15 protein-coding genes are annotated in these 21,347 nt (G+C 65.1%); 7 read left to right on the forward strand and 8 right to left on the reverse strand.

Annotation, left to right across the window (positions count from 1 at the left end; translation table 11 throughout):
• Positions 1 to 3,876 precede the first annotated feature (3,876 nt).
• From P9849_RS16125 to rpmH, 8 genes are all read right to left on the reverse strand, one after another.
• Complete coding sequence (locus P9849_RS16125) at positions 3,877 to 5,151, reverse strand: ParB/RepB/Spo0J family partition protein (protein WP_278267708.1); 1,275 nt, start codon at positions 5,149 to 5,151, stop codon at positions 3,877 to 3,879.
• A 75-nt stretch (positions 5,152 to 5,226) separates the two neighbouring features.
• Positions 5,227 to 6,294, reverse strand: a complete 1,068-nt coding sequence (locus P9849_RS16130) for a ParA family protein (protein ID WP_278267709.1) — start codon at positions 6,292 to 6,294, stop codon at positions 5,227 to 5,229.
• A gap of 139 nt (positions 6,295 to 6,433) precedes the next feature.
• A complete protein-coding gene (gene rsmG / locus P9849_RS16135; protein WP_278267710.1) occupies positions 6,434 to 7,138 on the reverse strand; it encodes a 16S rRNA (guanine(527)-N(7))-methyltransferase RsmG in 705 nt (234 codons plus the stop codon).
• Between the two features lie 101 nt (positions 7,139 to 7,239).
• Positions 7,240 to 7,761: a R3H domain-containing nucleic acid-binding protein gene (locus P9849_RS16140; RefSeq protein WP_278267711.1), complete on the reverse strand. Its 522-nt coding sequence runs from the start codon at positions 7,759 to 7,761 to the stop codon at positions 7,240 to 7,242.
• A complete protein-coding gene (gene yidC, locus P9849_RS16145) occupies positions 7,758 to 8,720 on the reverse strand; it encodes a membrane protein insertase YidC (protein ID WP_278267712.1) in 963 nt (320 codons plus the stop codon). Before yidC ends, P9849_RS16140 begins: the two co-directional genes overlap by 4 nt.
• A gap of 14 nt (positions 8,721 to 8,734) precedes the next feature.
• Entirely contained in the window at positions 8,735 to 9,124 is a 390-nt protein-coding gene (gene yidD, locus P9849_RS16150; protein WP_278267713.1) for a membrane protein insertion efficiency factor YidD, read from the reverse strand.
• Entirely contained in the window at positions 9,121 to 9,519 is a 399-nt protein-coding gene (gene rnpA / locus P9849_RS16155; protein ID WP_278267714.1) for a ribonuclease P protein component, read from the reverse strand. Before rnpA ends, yidD begins: the two co-directional genes overlap by 4 nt.
• A gap of 37 nt (positions 9,520 to 9,556) precedes the next feature.
• Positions 9,557 to 9,694, reverse strand: coding sequence for a 50S ribosomal protein L34 (rpmH, locus tag P9849_RS16160; protein WP_003800212.1), 138 nt, complete (start codon positions 9,692 to 9,694; stop codon positions 9,557 to 9,559).
• Positions 9,695 to 10,157: 463 nt separating this feature from the next.
• On the opposite strand from rpmH, the gene dnaA reads away from it, so the two are divergent.
• From dnaA to gyrA, 7 genes are all read left to right on the forward strand, one after another.
• Complete coding sequence (dnaA, locus tag P9849_RS16165) at positions 10,158 to 11,588, forward strand: chromosomal replication initiator protein DnaA (RefSeq protein ID WP_278267715.1); 1,431 nt, start codon at positions 10,158 to 10,160, stop codon at positions 11,586 to 11,588.
• A 564-nt stretch (positions 11,589 to 12,152) separates the two neighbouring features.
• Entirely contained in the window at positions 12,153 to 13,277 is a 1,125-nt protein-coding gene (gene dnaN / locus P9849_RS16170) for a DNA polymerase III subunit beta (protein ID WP_066213569.1), read from the forward strand.
• A 34-nt stretch (positions 13,278 to 13,311) separates the two neighbouring features.
• Positions 13,312 to 14,211 carry a phosphogluconate dehydrogenase (NAD(+)-dependent, decarboxylating) gene (gene gnd / locus P9849_RS16175; protein ID WP_278267716.1) on the forward strand — a complete coding sequence of 300 codons (900 nt, stop codon included), beginning with the start codon at positions 13,312 to 13,314 and terminating at the stop codon, positions 14,209 to 14,211.
• A 9-nt stretch (positions 14,212 to 14,220) separates the two neighbouring features.
• Entirely contained in the window at positions 14,221 to 15,471 is a 1,251-nt protein-coding gene (recF, locus tag P9849_RS16180; protein WP_278267717.1) for a DNA replication/repair protein RecF, read from the forward strand.
• On the forward strand, positions 15,461 to 16,021 hold the full coding sequence (locus P9849_RS16185; protein WP_278267718.1) for a DciA family protein: 561 nt from the start codon (positions 15,461 to 15,463) through the stop codon (positions 16,019 to 16,021). The genes recF and P9849_RS16185 overlap by 11 nt, the downstream gene beginning before the upstream one ends.
• 414 nt (positions 16,022 to 16,435) lie before the next feature.
• Positions 16,436 to 18,436, forward strand: a complete 2,001-nt coding sequence (gene gyrB / locus P9849_RS16190; RefSeq protein WP_278269180.1) for a DNA topoisomerase (ATP-hydrolyzing) subunit B — start codon at positions 16,436 to 16,438, stop codon at positions 18,434 to 18,436.
• Between the two features lie 79 nt (positions 18,437 to 18,515).
• On the forward strand, positions 18,516 to 21,185 hold the full coding sequence (gene gyrA / locus P9849_RS16195) for a DNA gyrase subunit A (RefSeq protein ID WP_278267719.1): 2,670 nt from the start codon (positions 18,516 to 18,518) through the stop codon (positions 21,183 to 21,185).
• The last annotated feature ends 162 nt before the right edge of the window (positions 21,186 to 21,347 follow it).

A 21,347-nucleotide genomic window follows, 5' to 3' on the forward strand; every position in this document is an offset into this window, starting at 1 on the left:
CTCAGGGCTCATGGCTCATGGCTCATGGCTCATGGCTCATGGCTCAGGCAATCATGCTTCTCCACGACCTCGCTCCCCACAAATTGAGGTATCGAAGCCGTACTTGTCGCGAGTCGAACTGGGGACCGACGACGTCCGAAAACCCTCGGACCGCTCGCCTTCAAGCCCACTGCCGGCTGCCCCTGACCAGTTCGACGTGCCGCACGCCGGTCGATCACCCGCTTCGAATCTTCGACTTCCACGGCCCGCGATCGACCGAAGGCGTCCGTCACGAGAGAACCCAGCATGGGACGACAGGAACTCATTGCCCCCGGGGGCCGCCCCGCGGGTGCCCACCGCGTCGTTTCACGTGAAACAGGAGCTCCTCCTGCCCCTCGCCCCTGGGAGGCACGAGCGGCGGGTTCCGAGCCGGCGCAGCACCTACCGCCGGCTTTCATCAGTCGCCACGTTCTACCAGGTTGCACGCAGCACGTCGTACATCGGCAGACACCGAGAATGGGAGGGCTGCAAGCTCCCAGGTCGGCCGACCGCCACCCGGAGACCAACGTAAGACCAGGCCGCCACTCCAAATCGTACAGTCAGGAGCAAGCGGGCAACTCTGGGACCAGCGACGATTCCCACGCTGGTGTATCGCACAGGCCTGAGCCTGACCGCATGAAGACGCGACGTCCGGCCACGCGCCGCAGAACCAGAACCCCTCAGACGCCAAAGGGGACTGCGACCTGCGGCCGCCATCACCCAGACCTAGCGCCAGGCTCGCCGCGATGCTCACAGATAGTCCCCACCTCACGGTCGAAGGATGGCGACGCCGATGGGCAGAACCACCCAACCGGAGTCCGAGGCGACGACATCGGGCCATCTTCTATGACCGTTGGCGAACGCGATCCTGGCGGACAGCCTCTCCACGCGAGGTCTTCAACCTGCGGACAAGTGCTCAGGAGACCCAGCGCGTCCCCTTGCAACGCACAGCCCTCCACTGCAGGCCCCACGGAGAAGGTCGACGGCGCCTGCGGACGCTTCGCCGCCATGGAGCTCGGCACACCCCCCGAGCCGCGGAAACGGAAGTACACCGGTACACAGGACATTGAAGACGGGGGACGTCCGGAGGTCGCCAACACTCTGATGGAGCCAAACCCGACGGCGCGGCCCTCTCGCTGACGCTCCAAGCTGTCGGCACTGCGGCGACAGCGGGACACCTTAGGGGCCAGGATAGTCCCTTCACTCGCCGAGAGACGAAGGTTCTCCACACCACTTATCCACAGCTCTATCCACATCCTCCTCGACGGAGTACTCCCAACGCCAGAGTTCTGCTGCCTAGTTGTCCACAGGTCCTTGTGGACAAAAAGGTAACCGCGGTTTCACGTGAAACATTGTCGAGGCGGAAGGGTCGTCGGTATCGACGGATCGCCGGAACGACTATCGGGCCAGCTACTGGAGGGCCGAGACGGCACACATCATCAGCCTGGTCCAAGAAGCCGAAAGCCCGACAATCTGCGGGTTTTGAATGCCAAACTGCACGATTCGATGCACTTAGAGATCCCATTTCACCCCACCGGGGCTACTGTTCCCTTCCTCGGGCGCACATCCACCAGGGCCACGAAGCTGGGTGACCCCTACGATGGCGTCGGACCTCATTGCCGAGGTGCTGTCCACAGCCATGCCAACCACCGGCGCTACGCACGGGTGCTCCGTCCCGGCAGCGCGCTCTCTATCCACATAGTTATCCACAGTCAGTTTCCACAGGAACCGAACTCCTGCTCGCGTACCGCGTCACCTGTCGAGCTACAGCGACGACCCCCTCCGTCCCCACCACGACGAACGATCCCACAGAGCGGGGCAAGTAGGACGGCCCTACCAGCACGCTCAGAACTCGAGCAGGACTCGATCAGTTCGACGATGACATACAAGCCCGGGGATCCCCTCGGGAACAGGCCGCCAGCGTCGCACACGCACGGCCGGTCGGTGCCGCCTCTACGACAACCCCAAGTTGTGCGCCATGCCGGAAACATACAGTCAGCCAGCTTCGATGCCGACCTCCTGAGACCAAGAGACACCAGCAGACCCACAGCCACGACAATGAACCCCAAGTTCAAGGAACGTTTCACGTGAAACAGGAGCAACCGCCACGGACGGCCGCAAGACTGCGGTAGGCCAGAGTGCGATGACATGACCGACGCGTCCTCCAACCCCACCCCCTGAGAAGCCGTCTGCAGAAGCGGAGCAACTACCTAGTGCCACTGGTCCGTTCGCTCGATGAGAGGGCCGTCACGCGCCTCCTAACGCCCTTCACGCACCCCAGCTGGGAGCACGAAGATAAGGGGTATCTAACCCCATCCCAGGCGAACCTGACGGCCGGTACAGGGACAGCCGGCACAGGGAGAGCCGGCACAGGCCGGCATCAGGAGGGACGCGAAGGGGGATAGGCGATACCGACGCCTTTTGCTTACCCCAGGCTCAGAAGAACCCGATGGTACCGGCCTGCAGCTGCGAATCAGAGCCTCTAGACTGACTACCCAGGCCTCCTGCGGGGATGTGCGCGGTTCAGCGACCACGCCGGCTCAGAGTCGCCACAGTGTGCACCCGCCGCGACGGACACAGATGCGAGCCCAGTCATTCGAATCCAGCCCGAGATATCGGCTCTGAGGGTATCCATGTGCCTCCGGAGGGTCGCTTGGGATCGCTTGGTCCAGAAGCCTCGGCCCTGGCGACCCACGAAGAGCGGCTGCCTGCCCAGCACACAGCCTAAGAATACGGGTGCGTTCAACATTCCCACGATTGCCGTCAGTCGGGCTCGTTCTCGATAAACAACTTTATTCGCTACAGGACCGCCGCTCTTGCGCACCGAAAACCGGTGGCACGCTAGGTCAAGTTCGCAGGATGGCCAGACAGATCGAGGCGATCAATGCGCGCCGACAGGTGGGACGAACCGAAAACCCTTGCGGGAAGGGGCGTGGCTCCAACCCGTCGAGCGACGTCCCATAGGTGCAACCCCGTCAGGGATAACGTGAGCCGAGTCCAGTGCTCCCGGGCAGGGCTCTGCTGCCCGCTGGCTCTCTTCATAGAGTGCGTTTCACGTGAAACGTCGTTCCGAATAGATGTCTTGTACAGCTGGTCTCTTGCTCGACGATTCCCGGAGGGATCATCTCTAAGGTCTCTAGACGTACCGAGGTACGCAGCGCGTGGACCCTTCTCGAGCTTACGTTCATGTCACGCTCGACCTAGACACGCCCGCAGATGCAAATACGTTAGGATCCGAGCTGCCTGATCGAGCTCGCATCGTTCTCACGGAAGCATCAACCCAGACAGGGGAGTACGGTTTTCGACGCGAACAGGGGACTTTGCGGCCTATCGAGTTGGGTGAGTCATGCCGGCCTGAAGTACCGAGACTGATCGAGAGTGGAATCGCAGGAGAGGCACGAATCGCGCGCCACTGTTTCACGTGAAACATGGCGTCCCGTTGCCGTGATTTGGGGGACGCGTGGGGCGCTGAGGATGAATGCCGTCTACGAGGACAAAATGCGTGATACTCCCAAGTATCGCAGTCCGATCGCGAAACCGAAGGCGTGGAATCCATTGAAGAGGGCCAGGCCCGCTGACGGGTGCCTGTTCCATCTTCGAGCGTCAGCATGTCATGATTCCGGATTCCCCTAAGCACCAACGCCGCGTCGCCACAGTGAAACGTTGCCTCGCGATCAAAAGTGAGTTCTCCAGTGGCTGCGACTTCTGACCTCATCAGCGTTGTCAGTGAGGGTCGATCCTGGCCCTGAACCGGACAACTTCGCGTGCTGCTCCACGTCATGGTCGCTGAGCACACAAGAGGGTCCGTGTTTCACGTGAAACACGGACCCTCTCATTCACGCCGTCAGGCTGCCATCACTAGGACGGATTGATCACGTCCATGATGCGGTTCAGGTCGTCGACACTGGCAAATTCAATGCTGACGCGTCCCTTTCGAGCACCCAGTGTGATCTTCACATTCGTATCCAAGCGGTCGGCGAGGGAGGTTGCCAGGTAGTCCAACCGCTCATGACGAGCCGTGTTCCGAGGAGCTGCGGGCCTTTTCGGATCCGCCGGATCCTGGAAGAGCACCACAGCTTCCTCCGTCGCACGGACGGAGAGTCCCTCTGCGACAATCCGCTGAGCCAGGCGTTCCATCGCGGGCGCATCCGGAAGACCCAGCAACGCACGAGCGTGGCCGGCAGAAAGAACGCCGGCGGCCACACGGCGCTGAACCAGGGGAGGAAGCTTCAGCAAACGAATGGTGTTGGACACCTGGGGGCGGGAGCGACCGATCCGATCAGCGAGTTCTTCATGCGTGGCGCCGAAGTCCTCCAGAAGCTGCTGGTACGCCGCCGCTTCTTCAATGGGGTTCAGCTGACTGCGGTGGAGGTTCTCCAGCAACGCATCGCGCAACAGATCGTCGTCCGTGGTCTCACGGATGATCGCGGGAACCGTCTCGAGGCCGGCTTCCTGGGACGCGCGCCAACGACGCTCACCCATGACCAGCTCAAATCCGGATCCTTCAGGCTTCCGGCGCACCACGATGGGCTGCAGAACACCGATCTCGCGCACTGAGTGCACGAGCTCCGCCATGTCCTGTTCGTCGAACTCCTGGCGGGGCTGACGAGGATTGGGGGAGATGTCGCCGACAGGGATCTCAGCGAACTGGGCGCCGGGAACCGGCACCAGGCCATCCTGAGGATCGGTCGGCTCCGGAGCAGCGGGAGCCGCCGCCGACGTCGTGGAATCGGGAGTGGCGGATTCGGACGACTTCGGGCGCCGAGACTTGGCCGGCTTCTCCGCAGCGACAGCTGCACTTTCGGACGCCGTCTTCGAGGTGCGAGAGGGTGCCTTCTTCGCCGGGCTTTCCTCGGCCGTGACAGCCCTCGCAGAGGCCTTTCCGGCCTCCGGGGTGTCGGCAGCCTTCGCGGTCCGCTGAGCAGGCTTCTGAGGCTTCTCGGCAGCAGCAGCCTCCTGCACGTCGGCGTTCTTCTGCTCGGCCGCCGGGGCATCCTCCTGGACGCGGGTGCGCTGGGGAGCGGGGAAGAACAGGTCCACCGGTCGGGTGGCGGGTGCAGCATTGCCTGCATCAGCTGCGTTGGGGATCAAGGCACCCAGACCGCGGCCCAGGCCACGTCGCTTTTCACTCATGTGGGATTCCTCCCTCCTTCCGACGGCGCGAAATCAATCGCAGGGGATTTTGCTCTGACTGTTCCGCGTCACGCATCAGCTGCGCTCCGCGATCTCTGCTGCGGCTTCCAGGTAGGAAAGCGCACCACTGGAATTCGGATCATACGTCAGCACGGTCTGCTGATAGCTCGGCGCCTCCGAAATCCGCACCGACCGAGGGATCACCGCGGACAGGACCTCTTGTGGGAAGTGTTCCCGGACCTCCGCCGCCACCTGGGCCGCGAGGTTGGTCCGTCCGTCGTACATCGTCAGCAGGATGGTCGAGACGCGCAGGTCACCGTTGAGGTGCTTCTGGATCATCTCGATGTTCTTGAGCAGCTGGCTCAGCCCTTCCAGAGCGTAGTACTCGCACTGGATCGGGATGAGGACTTCCTGGGCCGCGCAGAAGGCGTTGACCGTGAGGAGTCCGAGACTGGGCGGGCAATCGATGAAGATGAAATCCAGACGTTCCAGACCCTGCTGCTCGCGATGCTTCGCGTACACATCGATCGCCCGGCGAAGCCGCTGCTCACGGGCCACGAGAGAGACGAGCTCGATCTCGGCGCCGGCCAGGTGAATGGTTGCCGGTGCGCACTGCAGCCGGTCGATGTCCGGGCACTCGGCCACGACTTCGGCCAGAGGAAGGTCGTTGATGAGCACGTCGTAGATCGAATCGACCTCGGCGTGGTGCTCGATGCCCAACGCGGTCGAGGCATTGCCCTGGGGATCGATGTCGATCACCAGGACGTTCAGACCAGCGGAGGCCAACGCGGCGGCGATGTTCACCGTGGTGGTCGTCTTCCCGACGCCACCCTTCTGGTTGGACACCGTGAAAATGCGAGTGGCCTTCGGCTTGGGCAGCACTCGGCCCGCGAGCTTCTCCCGCCTGCGCGTCTCGCTCGCCAGCTGCCGCGCGATGGGGCTGGACTCGTCAATCGAATCGATCACAGTACTCGCCTTCTTGGCGGGCGTTTCACGTGAAACGCCTTCCTTCGATGAATTATCAACCGAATTAGGTTTCTTAGGCGCGGGTCGTGTCGGGACGCTTCGAACCTCCGTGGAACGTGCGGAACCCAGCTGAACGAAGGGCGGGATCCGGTGCACGGTACTCTCGCGTTCACTCACGGGACACACTCTTTCTCCTGGAAATCTCTCCGACCGACTTCTAGCCTAACTGCTCGACCCTCCGGCCGACGGGCGGGCTTCACACAGCGCGCGCCCCCGACACCACGCCGGACGGTCTCCCGGACGGCGTCGGCCGAGGTCAGTTCTCCTTGCCGACCTTGACCCGGACCACCGTCGTCGACTCCTCCAGGAGGCCCTCGCCGCAGATCACGATGTCCGTCTTCACGGCGCCCAGTTTCCTGAGCACCTTCTGAGCCTTCTCGATCTCCTCCTGAGCACTCCGACCCTTGATCGCGACCAATTCCCCGCGGCCCGCCAGCAGCGGCAGGGTGAGGCGGGCCAGCTTGTCCAGCGCGCTCACGGCCCGCGCGGTCACCACCGTGAAGTCCTCCAGGCCGACGGCGGCCTCCGCGCGGCCGCGCCAGACCACCACATTGTCCAGCCCGAGATCATCGATGACCTCCTGCAGCCAGATGCAGCGGCGTTCCAGCGGCTCGATCAGCGTGAGTTTCAGGTCAGGCCGGGCGATGGCGAGGCAGAGACCGGGAAGGCCGGCGCCTGATCCGACATCCGCCACCACGGCGTCCTCAGCGATGCAGGATTCGATGACCGCGCAGTTGAGGACGTGCCGGCTCCAGAGCCGCGGCACCTCACGCGGGCCGAGCAGACCTCGTTCGATGCCCGACGTCGCCAGGTGTTCCACGTAGCGCTCGGCGAGCGGCAGACGGTCGCCGAAGATGCGCTGCGCAGCCTCCCGCTCACCGTCGGTCAACGTGGCATCGGCTGCGGACACCTCGGGGGCGCTCTCAAGGTTCTGTGCCGACTCGTCCTCGATGGGGGACATCCGATCCTCTCCTGATCTGATTCCGGTGGGCCGACCGCGGCCCGTGCTCACCTGTGGGAAAAAACGACCCGCCCGGTCCTGAGGGCCGGGCGGGTGAGAAGTCAGTCTGCGCTGACCACGATGTGCCGTCGGGGGCCTTCACCCTCGGATTCGCTCACGAATCCGAGTTCGGCCACCGCGTCATGCACGATCTTGCGCTCGTAAGCGCTCATCGGCGCGAGGGCGACGCGGCCGCCGTCGCTCTTGACGCGATCCACGGCGTCCTGGGCGATCTTGGAGAGCTCCACGGTGCGGCCACGACGGTAGCCGTTGATGTCCAGCACCAGGCGCGAACGGTTCTCCGTGGCGGACAGGACGGCCAGGCGGGCGAGCTCCTGCAGAGCCTCCAGCACTTCGCCGTCCTCGCCGACCAGGTTGTTCAGGCCGTGGTCGTCGCCGTCGGCCTCGATGGAGATGTAAGTGCGGCCGTTGCGGACCTCGATGTCGATGTCACCATCGATGTCGGCGATGTCCAGAAGTTCCTCGAGGTAATCCGCGGCGACGTCGCCTTCCTCGTCAAGACGGTTCACATTCTCCGGAGCCTCGGTCACGGCGGTCTCCTCGGCGGGCGTCTCTACACTCACTTCTTCTTCTTCCGGTTGTTCTTGCGGCTCGGCTGGTAACGCTGTCCCTTGGGCTTCTCCGGCTCGGCCGGGATGTCCTCCGGGGCGACCTTCTTACCCGTGGTGACGTCGATCGGGGCCAGACCCTTGGCCTTGCGGCGCTCGTTGAGCTCGCGGGCCGCCTGGGAACCGGGGGTCGGCATGCGACGGATCACGTAGAACTGCTGGCCCATGGTCCAGAGGTTGGAAACCGTCCAGTAGATCAGGACACCGATGGGGAAGTTGATGCCACCCACACCGAAGACCACCGGCAGGATGTAGAGAAGCATCTTCTGCTGGCGCATGAACGGGCTGGCCAGAGCCTCTTCGGACATGTTCTTGGCCATGATCTGCTTCTGGGTGATGAACTGCGAAGCGGTCATCGCCAGGATCATGATGATGGACAGGATCCAGACGGACACCCCGCCACCGTGCAGCAGCGCGGAGGAGAGCGGAGCACCGAAGATGGAGGACTTGTCGAACTCGACGACGTTCTCGTGGCTCAGGGCGCTGATGCCCTCGCCCTTCTCCTTGGCCTGCGAGATGCCGGACAGCACCTGGAACAGCGAGAAGAAGAACGGCATCTGGATCAGCATGGGGAGACAGGCCGAGAACGGGTTCGTGCCGTGCTTCTTGTACAGGGCCATCTGCTCCTGCGCCATCGCCTGGCGGGAGAGCTGGTCGGTCTTGCCCTTGTACTTCTCCTGGAGCTTCTTCAGATCGGGCTGCAGAAGCTGCATGCCGCGCTGAGCACGGATCTGCTTCACGAACACCGGGATCAGGGCCGCACGGATCACGACCACCAGGCCGATGATGGACAGCGTCCAGGTCCAGCCGGATTCACTGGGCAGGCCCAGGAACGTGAAGGCTTCGTGGAAGCCCAGCATGACAATGCTGACCAGCCATTTGAAAGGCGCCAGTATCGCCCCAAAGATGTCCATGATGTGTCCCTCAATCAGGCCGCGGAGCGGCGCTCTTCTTCAGTGGTCTTGGCTGCTGCCGGGCCCGGCTCGGCGTCCTGAGGCAGGTAATCGTGCGGATGGTTCAGCATGATGATCCGCGGAACCCGGTCCACCGGCCAGGAACGTCCGCCGCTCGGCACCGGATCCAGACCGCCCTCGCTCCACGGGTGGCAGTGGCACAGGCGCTTGCCCGCGAGCCAGCCGCCCTTGACCGCACCATGGACGGTGACCGCTTCCAGTGCATAGGCGGAACAGCTGGGGAAGTACCGGCACACCTGTCCGTAGAGAGGCGAGACCGCCAGTCGGTACAGCTTGAGCGCACCGATCAGGATGTTCCTCGGCAGATCGATCACACCGCGGACGACGGCGGCGGCCACGTTCACGCGCGAACCTCGCCGGAGGCGGTGTCCGCGCCCGCTCGCTCGCGCGTGTGCGCGGCAAGACGGCGCTGCGCCACGGCGAAGGCCTGTTCCATGTCCGCCACGAGTTCCTCCCAGTCCGCCTGTGCCGCCGCCGGCAGGGATCGCACCACCACATCGATTCCAGTGGGGTGTTCCTGCAGCAGACGGGCACCGATCTCCCTCAACCTCCGCTTAACGAGGTTGCGGACCACTGCGTTCCCGACGGCTTTCGAAACGATGAAGCCGAAACGTCCGGAGGCGTCCGGTGACGAAAGGCACGCAGATAGAACTAAGTTCCGGCGCCCTACACGGACACCGGAACGAAGTGTGGTGGAGAAGTCGGCAGGAAGCCGCAGGCGGTTCTGTGCGGGAAGCACTCTGTCGCCAGGCCTGGCTCGGGTCGACTAGTCGGCTTTACGCCGAGAGCTCAGTGCGGCCCTTGCCACGGCGGGCAGCCAGGATGGCGCGGCCTGCACGGGTACGCATACGAAGACGGAAGCCGTGCTTCTTGGCACGACGGCGGTTGTTCGGCTGAAAAGTCCGCTTGCTCACGGTGGTTGCTCCAGTTGTTTGACGGGACGCGTCTACCTGGATCGCGGGGAAGCAAAGGCTGACGCAAAGTTTGTACTCACCCACGGAACGAACGGAACGGCTGGCTGCCATGTTCGCCCCTGTTGTGTGGGCGTGGACCCCCCATGAGGACATAGGGGACTAGTCAACGTTAGGGCAGGCGGGAGCAGGGCGTCAAATCTAGAGCATACCCACACCCGTCCACAGGGGAGTGGACAAGAAGCTGTGGAAACTGTGGATGAGCGGCATCCCCGGCCATTCCGCGGAACCACATCGATGTAATTATCCACAGGCCGGAGGCTGGCTATCTTCTGGATTTTCGATCGTCTACAGTGTCTCAGTAGCCGTTTTCCACCGATTGTGCATAACACTGTGGAAAAGTGCGGTCCATCACGACGGTACAGCGCGGCACGACGTACGGGAACCCCAGAGTCAGAAAGTCACGGTGCGCATGGACGAGAGCAATCACGCAGACACGGTCGGTGGTCCCTGGCGCCAGGTGGTCCATCTTCTGGAGCGGGATCCGCAGGTTTCCCCACGTCAGCGCGCTTTCGTCTCCCTCGCACAGGCTCAGGGCCTGGTCGGTTCCACCCTCCTGGTGGCCGTCCCCAACGAGATGACCCGTGACGTCCTGATCAACCAGGTGAAGGATTCTCTCGACGCCGCACTGCGCGAGGTCTTCTCCGACGAGATCCGCTGCGCGATCGACGTGGACGCCAATCTGTCCCCCGTGGCACCCGCGGTGCCGGCCGCCGTCGTGATCCCCGAAGAGCTGGACGTCGAGACGCCGGCCGCCGAGGTCCGGGCCCAGCCCACCCCGCCGAGCACTTCGCAGGAGTTCGGCCGGCTCAACCCCAAGTACCTCTTCGACACCTTCGTGATCGGCCAGTCGAACCGCTTCGCGCACGCCGCGGCGGTGGCGGTCGCCGAGGCGCCGGCCAAGGCCTACAACCCGCTGTTCATCTACGGCGACTCCGGTCTGGGCAAGACGCACCTGCTCCACGCGATCGGCCACTACGCCCGGCGTCTCTACAGCGGGATCCGCGTCCGGTACGTGAACTCCGAGGAATTCACGAACGACTTCATCAACTCCATCCGCGACGACGAGGGCACCAGCTTCAAGCAGATGTACCGGAACGTGGATGTGCTGCTGATCGACGACATCCAGTTCCTGGCCGGCAAGGACGCGACGATGGAGGAGTTCTTCCACACGTTCAACGCCCTGCACCAGAACAACAAGCAGGTGGTCATCACCAGCGATCAGCCGCCCAAGGCACTGGACGGCTTCGAGGACCGGCTGAAGTCGCGGTTCGAGTGGGGCCTCCTCACCGACATCCAGCCCCCGGAGCTCGAGACCCGTATCGCCATCCTCCGCAAGAAGGCTCTCAGCGAAGGGCTCTCCGCGCCGGACGAGGCGCTCGAGTACATCGCCTCGCGGATCTCCAGCAACATCCGTGAACTCGAAGGCGCTCTCATCCGCGTGACCGCCTTCGCCAGCCTGAACCGTCAGCCGGTGGATGTGGCCCTGGCCGAGATGGTCCTCAAGGATCTCATCACCGATGAGGGCGCTCAGGAGATCACGGCTTCCCAGATCCTCGACGCCACGGCGGACTACTTCAAGCTGTCCCTGGACGAGCTGTGCAGCAAGTCCCGGACACGCACCCTGGTGACGGCCCGTCAGATCGCCATGTACCTCTGCCGCGAGCTCACGGACATGTCGCTTCCGAAGATCGGTCAGGAGATCGGCGGACGGGACCACACCACGGTGATGCACGCCGATCGGAAGATCCGCGAACTCATGAGCGAACGCCGTCAGATCTTCAACCAGGTCACCGAGCTGACCAACAAGATCAAGCAGCAGCAGCGCGAGGCCTGAGGGCCTTCGCGGAACCCACTCCTTATTAACTTAACAACACCTGTGGATAAACCTGGGGACAGTTAAGTGGAGAAGCCGCCGCGATGGTCTTAAAACCTCCCTCGGCGCTGTGGATCCCCGAAATGGCGCGGAACGACTGCCCACAGGCCTGCTGCGGTTGTCGGCATTAACGCCCACAGCGGGTCAACAGGACACTTCCGCGGAAAGACGCGGCAGGATCCAGTTATCCACAGAATCCACAGCAGTTATTAACACTACGAATCCCAAAAGATCTGAAATTCGTGAGATAACAACTTCCCTCCGCTCCGGCACGCGTCCACCGAAGACCACGGGACCTCCGGCCCGGCGCGGTGAGCACCCCATCGACAGCCGGGTCCGCCGATCCGGCGGAACGCCCCTGGCCGACCGGATCCCGGGGGTGGACCCGGCATCTCCGGACCCACCCTGCTCCCGTGACCTCGACCACCCGTGCAGCACTTGCCCCCAGGGCCGGGTATTCTTGCAAGCTGAATCCGACTAAGCTGGGCGCAACGAGCTCCCGTACTTGAAAGGCGGCACCCTTCCGTGAAGTTCAGAGTTGAACGGGACGTTCTCGCCGAGGCAGTGAGCTGGGCAGCACGCTCACTTTCTCCCCGGCCTCCGGTACCGGTTCTCTCTGGTCTGCTCCTCAAGGCCGAGCACGGAACGGTCAGCCTCTCGAGCTTCGACTACGAAACCTCCGCACGTCTGGAGATCCCCGCCGAGATCCGCGACGAGGGCACCATCCTTGTCTCCGGGCGTCTGCTCGCCGACATCTGCCGCAGCCTTCCTTCCGCGCCGGTCGACATCGAGACCGACGGGTCCAAAGTCACGCTGACCTGCCGCCGCAGCTCGTTCCACCTGGCCACCATGCCGGAGAACGAATATCCGGCCCTGCCGGCACTCCCGGACAGCAACGGCATGGTCGACGGCGCCGCGTTCTCGCAGGCCGTCAGCCAGGTGATCATCGCCGCCAGCAAGGACGACACCCTGCCGATCCTCACCGGTGTGCGGCTCGAATTCGAGGACGACCTCATCACCTTCCTCGCCACCGACCGCTATCGCCTGGCCATGAAGGAACTCCCCTGGGCGCCCACCACTCCCGGACAGTCCATGTCCGCGCTGGTCAAAGCCAAGACCCTCAACGAAGTCGCCAAGACCCTCGGCGGCAGCGGCGAGCTGAAGCTCGCGATCACCCAGGACGACTCCCGGCTGATAGCCTTCGAAAGCGCCGGCCGTGCCACGACGTCCTTGCTGGTCGACGGCGACTACCCCAAGATCCGTTCACTCTTCCCGGAAACCACGGCCATCCATGCCGTGGTCAACACCTCCGAACTCGTGGAGGCCGTCCGCCGTGTCTCGCTCGTCGCCGAGCGGAACACCCCGGTGCGTCTGGCCTTCACTGATGGACAAGTCCACCTCGATGCCGGCACGGGCGAAGACGCCCAGGCCTCCGAAGAGCTGGAAGCACGTTTGGAAGGCGAGGACATCACGGTCGCGTTCAACCCGGGTTATCTGATCGAGGGCCTGAGCGTCATCGAAACCCGGTTCGTCAGGTTCTCCTTCACCTCCGCCCCGAAGCCGGCCATGCTGACGGCTCAGGCGGAGCTCGAGGGCGAGGACTCGGACGACTACCGCTACCTGGTGATGCCCGTCCGCCTTCCGAACTGACGTGCGAAACCAGCTAAGGAAAGAAGTGGACGCCATGCACATTGGTCTGATCGGGCTCGGCAAGATGGGCTTCAACATGCGGCAACGCCTCCGCGATGGCGGCGTGACCGTCACCGGATTCGACCGCAATCCGGAGAAGACCGACGTCGCGAGCGTGGACGAGCTCATCAAGGCGCTGCCCACCCCGCGCGTCGTCTGGGTCATGGTGCCCGCCGGTGAGATCACCGACGCGCTGATCCGTGAACTCTCCGAGAAGCTCTCCGCCGGTGACCTGGTGATCGACGGCGGCAACTCCCGCTTCACGGAGGACCAGAAGCACGCCGCGCTGCTCGCCGAGAAGGGCATCCGTTTCGTCGACTGCGGTGTGTCCGGCGGTGTCTGGGGCCTGCAGAACGGCTACGGCCTGATGGTCGGCGGCAGCGCCGAAGACGTCGAAGCGGCCATGCCGGTGTTCGACGCCCTCCGTCCGGAGGGTCCCCGCGAAGACAGCTTCGTCCACGTCGGCGACGTCGGCGCAGGTCACTACGCCAAGATGGTGCACAACGGCATCGAGTACGGCCTCATGCAGGCCTACGCCGAAGGCTACGAACTGCTTGCCGCCAAGGACATCATCAAGGATGTGACCGGCACCTTCCGCGCCTGGCAGAAGGGCACCGTCGTGCGCTCCTGGCTGCTCGACCTCGCCGTCAACGCTCTCGAAGAGGACCCGGGCCTCGACAAGATCGCCGGCTGGGCCGATGACTCCGGTGAAGGCCGCTGGACCGTGGAGGAGGCGATCGCCAACGCGGTGCCCGCCCCCGCGATCACGGCAGCCCTCTTCGCCCGCTTCGTCTCCCGCCAGGAGGATTCGCCCGCCATGAAGATGGTGGCCGCCCTCCGCAACCAGTTCGGGGGCCACGCCGTCAAGCAGGCCGGCACCGACGCCGCGCAGTAGTCAGCCGGCGTGTACCTGGCGCATCTCTCGCTGACGGATTTCCGCAGTTACCCTCAGCTTGAACTTCCGCTGGAACCGGGCGTCACCGTCCTGGTCGGGTCCAACGGCGTGGGCAAGACCAACGTGATGGAAGCCATCGGCTACCTGTCCACGCTCGGTTCGCACCGCGTCTCCTCGGACCAGCCGCTGCTGCGGTTCGGCACCGAACAGGCGTTCATCCGGGCCAGGCTGGTCCGGGGTGAGCAGCAGGCCAGCGTGGAAGTGGAGATCAACGCCGCCAGGGCCAACCGGGCCCGCATCAACCGGGGCAACCCGGTGCGGGCCCGGGAGATCCTGGGCCTGGTCCGTTCGGTGCTCTTCGCACCGGAGGACCTGGCCCTGGTCAAGGGCGAACCGGCCATCCGCCGCCGGTTCCTCGACGAACTGCTCGTGACACTGGAGCCCCGTCATGCGGGGACCCGCGCCGATTACGACCGGGTGCTCAAACAGCGCAACGCCCTGCTGAAATCTGCTCGCGGCGGACGGCTGTCCTCCGCGCAAGAAGCCACCCTGGATGTCTGGGATCACCATCTCGCCACCCGTGGCGCGGAGCTCCTGCAGGCACGGCTCGCTCTGGTCCGCAGCCTGCAGCCCCATATCGACACGGCCTACGCGTCCCTCACCGACGGGTCGAAGATCGCCCGGGCGCACTACCGATCCACGGTCGCCTTCGAGACCGAGGCGGGTGCGGCCGGCCTGCTCCCCGTTCCGTCCGCGGCGGACGACGACGGCGGGGCCGCCGTCGTCGGGATCCCCGCGGTGGAGGATGACGCGGCGCGGCTTGCCGGAGACGACGTCGCCCGGCTCACCGAGCGCTATCTGCTGGCGCTGAAAGCGAGTCGCCAGCAGGAGGCCGACCGGGGCCTGACCCTCGTAGGACCACACCGCGAGGAGTGGGAACTGCTCCTGGGACAGGCGCCCGCGAAGGGCTTCGCCTCGCACGGCGAGACCTGGTCGTTCGCGCTGTCCCTGCGCCTCGCCGCGTACTACGCCCTGCTGGAGGACGATCTTTCCGGGACCCAGGCGCCCATCCTGATCCTCGATGACGTCTTCGCGGAGCTCGACGCCCAGCGGAGGGCCCGCCTCGCGACCATCGTGGCCACCGCCGAACAGGTGCTGGTCACGGCCGCAGTGGACAGCGATGTCCCGCCGGAACTGTCGGGTTCCCGGGTCCGCGTCCTGCCGGGCGCCATCCTTCCGGGAGAGCCCGATGGTGCGTGAGCCCGATTCCGGAAGGCCCGAACAGGAGGGCACGCCCGAACAGGTAGGCCCGGACGCCGCGCGTGACGCACTGCGCAGAGCTCGCCGTGCCGCGGAACTGCGGGGCGAGATCCGGAGCAAGTCCGCAGCGGGATCACTCGAGGGCCCCCGCGTCCCGAAGAAAAAGGCGCGGCCGTCCCGGGAATTCGGCGTCGGCCGTGATCCCCAAGGAGTCGGCTCGATCATGGGGCGCCTGGTGGTGGACCGTGGCTGGAGCTCGCCGGTCGCTGTGGGATCGGTGGTCAGTCAGTGGCCGTCCTTCGTGGGGCCGGAGGTCGCCGCGCATTGCCAGGCGACCGGATTCGCCGGCACCACGCTGACGGTGCGCTGCGATTCCACGGCCTGGGCGGCCAATATGCGTCTGCTGCGCCCCAGCCTGCTGGAGAAGTTCCGGACCGAAGTGGGGCCGGGGATCGTGACGGTGATCGAGATCCACGGACCCAACGCGCCGTCCTGGAAGAAGGGGCGCCGGAGTGTGCCCGGACGGGGCCCGCGGGACACCTACGGATGAAACGCTCCACGGCCTCCAGGAGCCCTGAACGCCCCGTGAGCCGTATCCCGGGCCATCCAAGAGTCCCCCGAGAGCGCCAGGAGGCTTTTGCGGGCCGGTCAGAGCTTTTTTTCTTCGCCAGGAGGGCCCCAGAATCAGGAATCGTTCAGTTCTAAAGGGTAGAATGAACAGTGAGGCTCAGAGCGCCGCTTCGTGACGGATCCGGCGCTCGATCCATGTCCCGGGACCGTGCCGGCGGTGCCTCACGCCGGAGGACCCATGGAACGAGCACCACACACGTCAGCCCGTTCACGTCAGCCGACCGCCACGGCGGGTGGCTGACAGAGCACGCTTTAAGAGCAACGAAGGAAAGACACGCCTGTGGCCATTGAGAACGCCGAACACCCAGACGCCGATCCGCAGCCGGAAAGCGGATTGTCCGCCACCACGCAGCGCGACTACGGCGCCAGTGACATCACCGTCCTTGAAGGTCTGGAAGCCGTCCGGAAACGGCCCGGCATGTACATCGGTTCGACCGGCCCCCGCGGTCTGCATCACCTCGTCTACGAAGTCGTGGACAACTCGGTGGATGAGGCCCTGGCCGGGTACTGCTCCCACATCGAGGTGGTGCTCCAGGCCGACGGCGGCGTCAGCGTGGTGGACGACGGCCGTGGCATCCCGGTGGACATCCACCCGACCGAGGGCAAGCCCACGGTGGAAGTGGTCATGACCATTCTGCACGCCGGCGGCAAGTTCGGCGGCGGCGGTTACTCCGTCTCCGGTGGCCTGCACGGCGTGGGCATCTCCGTGGTGAACGCGCTGTCCCGCCGCGTGGACACCGTGGTCCGCCGTCAGGGTCACGCCTGGCGCATGTCCTTCGCCGACGGCGGCAAGCCCATGGGTCCGCTGGTCGAGGGCGAGGAGACCGAGGAGACGGGCACCACCCAGACCTTCTACCCGGACCCCGAGATCTTCGAGACCACCGAGTTCGACTTCGAGACCCTCCGCGCCCGCTTCCAGCAGATGGCGTTCCTGAACAAGGGCCTGCGCATCACGCTCACGGACGAGCGCGAGATCGAGACGCCCGACGAGGATCTGGATCTCGACCACCTCAATGAGGCGGAGAGCGGTCCCCGTACCGTCGTCTACCAGTACGACAACGGCCTGCTGGACTACGTGGTCCACCTCAACAAGAGCAAGAAGACCGAGCTGGTCCACCCGGACGTCATCTCCCTCGCGACCGAGGACACCGACAAGCAGATCTCGCTCGAGATGGCGATGCAGTGGACCACGGCGTACTCCGAGAGCGTCCACACCTACGCCAACACGATCAACACGCATGAGGGCGGCACCCACGAGGAAGGTTTCCGCGCCGCGCTGACCACCCTCATCAACCGGTACGCCCGCGAGAAGAACATCATCAAGGAGAAGGACGACAACCTCACCGGTGATGACATCCGAGAAGGCCTGACCGCCGTCATCTCCGTGAAGCTCTCCGAACCGCAGTTCGAAGGCCAGACCAAGACCAAGCTCGGCAACTCCGAGGCCAAGGGCTTCGTGCAGCGTGCGGTGACCGAGGAACTCGGTGACTGGCTGGAGCGCAACCCCGGCCCCGCGCGGGACATCATCCGGAAGGCCATCAACGCCGCCCAGGCACGTCTCGCGGCCCGCAAGGCCCGCGACAACGCCCGCCGGAAGAGCCCGCTCGAGTCCTTCGGCATGCCCGGCAAGCTCTCCGACTGCTCCTCCAAGGACCCGTCGCGCTGCGAGGTGTACATCGTGGAGGGTGACTCCGCAGGCGGTTCCGCCAAGCGTGGCCGCAACCCGGAGACCCAGGCGATCCTGCCGCTGCGCGGCAAGATCCTGAACGTCGAGCGTGCCCGCCTGGACAAGGCCCTCGGCAACGCCGAAGTGCAGTCGATGATCACGGCGTTCGGCGCCGGCATCGGCGAGGACTTCGACCTCGAGAAGCTGCGGTACCACAAGATCGTGCTCATGGCCGATGCCGATGTGGACGGCCAGCACATCACCACGCTGCTCATGACCCTGCTGTTCCGCTACATGCGGCCGCTCATCGAGAACGGTTACGTCTACTTGGCGCAGCCGCCGCTGTACCGCATCAAGTGGTCCAACGCGACGCACGACTACGTCTACAGCGACGCCGAGCGTGACGCCGCGCTGGCCAAGGGCCAGGCCGAGAACAAGCGCCTGCCCAAGGAGAACGGCATCCAGCGCTACAAGGGTCTCGGCGAGATGGACTACACCGAGCTCTGGGACACCACCATGGACCCTGACCGCCGCACGCTGCTGCAGGTCACCATGGACGACGCCCTCGCCGCGGACCAGGTGTTCTCGGTCCTCATGGGCGAGGATGTCGAATCCCGCCGTAACTTCATCCAGCAGAACGCCAAGGACGTCAGGTTCCTGGACATCTAGGCGAGCCGGCGACGGCGGCCGAGTGCCGCCGTCGTGCGCCTGATCCGGAACTGATCAACGTGAAACGAAAGACGGAACGATGAGTGACGAAACTCCCGAAATCCCTGGCATGAAGAGCCCCGAGGCCGCCATCGAGGGCACGCTGGTGGACCGCGTCGAGCAGGTCGACCTGCAGACCGAGATGCAGCGCTCCTACCTCGATTACGCCATGGCCGTGATCGTGGGCCGTGCCCTTCCGGATGTCCGGGACGGCCTCAAGCCGGTGCACCGCCGCGTCATCTACGCGATGTACGACGGCGGCTACCGCCCCGACAAGGCGTTCAGCAAGTGCGCCCGCGTGGTCGGCGACGTGATGGGCACGTACCACCCGCATGGCGACATGGCGATCTACGATGCCCTGGTCCGCCTCATCCAGGACTGGGTGATGCGCTACCCGCTCGCGCTCGGCCAGGGCAACTTCGGCTCCCCGGGCAACGACGGCGCGGCCGCCCCCCGGTACACCGAGACGAAGATGTCCCAGCTCGCCATGGAGATGGTCCGGGACATCGACGAGGAGACCGTCGACTTCCAGCCCAACTACGACGGCCGCAGCCTCGAGCCGACCATCCTGCCGGCCCGGTTCCCGAACCTGCTGGTCAACGGGTCCTCCGGCATCGCCGTCGGCATGGCCACCAACATCCCGCCGCACAACCTCCGCGAAGTGGCGGACGGCGTCCAGTGGTACCTGCAGAACCCGGATGCGAGCCGCGAGGAACTCCTCGAGGAGCTCCTGCTCCGCATCAAGGGCCCGGATTTCCCCACCGGCGCCACCATCCTGGGCCACAAGGGCATCGAGGACGCCTACCGCACCGGCCGTGGTTCCATCACGATGCGTGCCGTGGTCAACGTCGAGGAGATCCAGGGCCGCACCTGCCTCGTGGTCACCGAGCTGCCGTACCAGGCGAACCCGGACAACCTGGCCGTGAAGATCGCCGAGCTGGTCAAGGACGGCAAGGTCCAGGGCATCGCCGACCTGCGCGACGAGACCTCCGGCCGCACCGGTCAGCGCCTCGTGATCGTGCTCAAGCGCGACGCCGTGGCCAAGGTGGTCCTGAACAACCTTTACAAGCACACCCAGCTGCAGGAGAACTTCTCCGCGAACATGCTGGCGATCGTGGACGGTGTGCCGCGCACGCTGAGCCTCGACGCGTTCATCCGCCACTGGGTGACGCACCAGTTGGACGTCATCGCCCGACGGACCCAGTACCGTCTGCGCCGTGCCGAGGAAGAGGCGCACATCCTGCGCGCGCTCCTCAAGGCGCTCGACATGCTGGACGAGGTCATCGCCCTGATCCGCGCGTCCAGCACCACGGAGGCCGCCCGGGACGGTCTGATGGAGCTGCTCGAGATCGACGAGCTCCAGGCCCGCGCCATCCTCGACATGCAGCTGCGCCGTCTGGCCGCCCTGGAGCGCCAGAAGCTCCAGGAGCGTCACGCCGAGCTCGAAGCGCTGATCACCGAGTACAAGGAGATCATCGCGTCCGAGGACCGTCAGCGCGCCATCATCTCCGAGGAGCTCGCCGGGATCGTCGAGAAGCACGGCGACGACCGCCGCACGCAGATTCTGCGCGGCTTCGACGGCGACATGTCCATCGAGGACCTCATCCCCGAGGAAGAGGTGGTCGTCACGATCACCCGCGGCGGCTACGTCAAGCGCACCCGCAGCGACAACTACCGTTCGCAGCAGCGCGGCGGCAAGGGCATCAAGGGCGCCCAGCTGCGTGGCGACGACGTCGTGGAGCACTTCTTCGTCACCACCACCCACCACTGGCTGCTGTTCTTCACCAACCTGGGCCGCGTGTACCGCGCCAAGGCGTACGAACTGGCCGAGGCCGGACGTGACGCCAAGGGCCAGCACGTGGCGAACCTGCTGGCCTTCCAGCCGGACGAGCACATCGCCCAGGTCCTTGACCTGCGTGATTACCAGCAGGCCCCGTACCTGGTGCTCGCCACGAAGGGCGGTCTGGTCAAGAAGACCCGTCTGGAGGACTACGACACCAACCGCAGCGCCGGCGTGATCGCCATCAACCTGCGCGACGGCGACGAAGTGGTCTCGGCCCAGCTGGTCAGCGAGACCGACGACCTCATCCTGGTGTCCCGCAAGGGCCAGTCGATCCGCTTCACCGCCGACGACGAGGCGCTGCGTCCCATGGGCCGCGCCACCTCGGGCGTCACCGGCATGAAGTTCCGCGAGGCTGACGAGCTCCTCGCCGCCGATGTGGTCACGGAGGACTCCTACGTGTTCGTGGTGACCGAGGGCGGCTACGCCAAGCGCACCGCGGCCGACGAGTACCGCCTGCAGAACCGAGGCGGCCTGGGCATCAAGGTGGCCAAGCTCGCCGAGGAACGCGGTGACCTGGTGGGCGCTCTCATCGTGGATGAGAACGACGAGGTCCTCGTGGTCATGGAGGGCGGCAAGGTGGTCCGCTCCTCGGTCCAGGGCGTGCCCGCCAAGGGCCGCGACACCATGGGCGTCATCTTCGCCAAGCCGGACAAGAACGACCGGATCATCGGCGTCGCGCGCAACACCGAACGCGGTCTGGAGGGCGAGGAATCCGGTGAAACACCGGACGATGCCGCAGGCGATGACGTAACGTTGAGTCAGAACAAGGACGGCGCCGACGCGTCCGTCCCCGTCCAGGACACCGAATCCGGCGAATCCGGCTCGGACGATCCGCAAAGCGATGAAACCAGTGGAGGTACCGCGTGAGCCCCTCGAACTCGAGCCCCTTTGAGAGCCGACCGACGAAGGACGAAGGCTCCGCGAACCCATCGGGTGGCTCTGGCGACAAGGGCGGCCAGACCTCCCGCCCGACGGCTTCCCCCTTCGAGGCCCCGCAGCAGCCGAAGCCTCAGGCCAAGCCCGCGGACC

Source organism: Arthrobacter sp. Y-9, from assembly GCF_029690065.1.
Taxonomy (GTDB): domain Bacteria; phylum Actinomycetota; class Actinomycetes; order Actinomycetales; family Micrococcaceae; genus Arthrobacter_E.

Excerpts from the sequence above, each read along its gene's own strand:
- P9849_RS16125 (WP_278267708.1), bottom strand. The coding sequence starts at position 5,151 with ATGAGTGAAAAGCGACGTGGCCTGGGCCGCGGTCTGGGTGCCTTGATC.
- rsmG (WP_278267710.1), bottom strand. The coding sequence starts at position 7,138 with ATGTCCCCCATCGAGGACGAGTCGGCACAGAACCTTGAGAGCGCCCCC.
- yidC (WP_278267712.1), bottom strand. The coding sequence starts at position 8,720 with ATGGACATCTTTGGGGCGATACTGGCGCCTTTCAAATGGCTGGTCAGC.
- gnd (WP_278267716.1), top strand. The coding sequence starts at position 13,312 with ATGCACATTGGTCTGATCGGGCTCGGCAAGATGGGCTTCAACATGCGG.
- P9849_RS16185 (WP_278267718.1), top strand. The coding sequence starts at position 15,461 with ATGGTGCGTGAGCCCGATTCCGGAAGGCCCGAACAGGAGGGCACGCCC.
- gyrA (WP_278267719.1), top strand. The coding sequence starts at position 18,516 with ATGAGTGACGAAACTCCCGAAATCCCTGGCATGAAGAGCCCCGAGGCC.